Source organism: Nocardia sp. NPDC050408, from assembly GCF_044458905.1.
GTDB lineage: Bacteria > Actinomycetota > Actinomycetes > Mycobacteriales > Mycobacteriaceae > Nocardia.
On record NZ_JBITIL010000059.1, the window covers coordinates 1 to 1,705 of the forward strand.

The window sequence follows — 1,705 nt, forward strand, 5'->3', positions numbered from 1 at the left end:
AGCTACCCGGACCGGACTCACACCGGCAGGCGACGACGAGCTTCCGACACAGGTCATGACCGCAAAACGATCACCTCCTGATCTCTGGGCGCACCCGTTGCAGTATTAGGCCGCCACCGCAACGGGTGGCCAATCCCGCGGTTCAACATTGGCAGGCTTCTGGCTTCGGCCGTGTCGGCACCGATGGTGGACGGGCAGCGCCACAGGTCGGGGTCTCGGCGGCACAGTCGCTGTCGAACGGGCCCGTGCTCGCAAGTACCCGTCTGCATCTTCTCGTCGCCGGCAGCGGCCTAAGCAGGCACACCGACACACGCTATTCGGCCAGCCCAGGCCAGAACAGCGCGGTATGCGGCATTTTCGTGCGTCCACACGCAGTGAATTCCGACGTGTTCGGGACGGCTGGGGTTACCGGCTGAGATAATCTGATGGTGCGTATCGCCCGGCTGGTGTGGACGACGGTGTTGGCTCTGGCGGTGGTCGTATCTGTGAGTGGTCCGGTATCGGCCGATCCCGCCCCACCGGCTCAGCACGACGATTCGCCTGGATCACGGTTGCTGCTCGCGGTCGCGGGTTTGCCGCCGGTGCAGGCTCTTTTGCAGATCACCCGGCAGTTGTTCGGGCCCGACGGAACGTATCTGCCGTGGGCGTATCAGCTTGCGCCGCTACCGATTCCGCACACGCCGACGGTGAACGAATGCCCTTCCGGGCAGGTGTCGTGTGTCGATGAGGTCATCGCCGAGCTCGAGCGCCGTGCCGCGGTCATGCGAGCGACGTGTGACGACAACGCGCCGTTCCTGCTGACCTACCTGGACATCACGAAGGCCGAGCGCCACACGGCCGGCTCCGTCGGCGGATTCGCCGACCCGGCGTACCTGAACAACGAAGATGTCCACTTCGCGGATTACTACTTCCACGCGATCGACAACTACTACCACGGCGACCGAAACAGCGTTCCCGAAGCCTGGCAGTACAACTTCCGCACCTCCGATGCCCATTCGGTGACCGTGCTCGGCAGCGCGGTGCTGGCCTACAACGCGCACATCACACGCGACCTGCCCTATACGATCGCCGATTTGGGCGTCACCGCTCCCGACGGCGCCAGCCGCAAGCCCGATTCCGAGCGGGTCAGCGCCATGCTGACCGCCGCCGAGCCGCAGGTCCTCGAGAAACTGACCGCACTCTACGGCGATTCCGACCCCACACTGGCCGCCGGTCTGGGCGTGGAGCCGATGGTGTTCATGTCCGTCGGTCAGATGATGCAGATCTGGCGCGAATACGCGTGGCGCGCAGCCGAACAACTCCTCCTCGCCCCCACGCCCCAACAAAGGGGCCTGATCTCCGCACAGATCGAAGGGGTATCGAACCTGCTCGCCGAAATCGCCGCCAGACTGTTCGCACGCGACGATCCTCAACCGCACCTCGGGAACTGCCCACGCGCACCTGGCTAACGCAGCAGACCAGGCGTCGGATCCGTTGCGCGGGCCTGCTCGGGTACCCGGACCGCTTAGCGAGGACGACGCGTAATCGGCATTTGCTTGCGTTGGAAAGCAGTGCCAGCCAGCGAATCTGGGCAGCTGGCCAATGCGCGGGTCGCGGCATTATCGCTCACCCAACCTTACTGAAGTCAGCCCAGCGGGGCGATCGGGTCGATGTAGTAGCCGCTGGTGCCCGCCACCGCGCTGGTGCCGTCGTGCATTAACTCCCC

General features: G+C 64.9%; 1 protein-coding gene. It reads left to right on the forward strand.

Going from position 1 to position 1,705, the window contains the following annotated elements:
* Window positions 1–425 precede the first annotated feature (425 nt).
* A complete protein-coding gene (locus tag ACIBJI_RS42560) occupies window positions 426–1,448 on the forward strand; it encodes a DUF5995 family protein (RefSeq protein ID WP_397088872.1) in 1,023 nt (340 codons plus the stop codon).
* The last annotated feature ends 257 nt before the right edge of the window (window positions 1,449–1,705 follow it).

Excerpts from the sequence above, each read along its gene's own strand:
- ACIBJI_RS42560 (WP_397088872.1), top strand. The coding sequence starts at position 426 with ATGGTGCGTATCGCCCGGCTGGTGTGGACGACGGTGTTGGCTCTGGCG.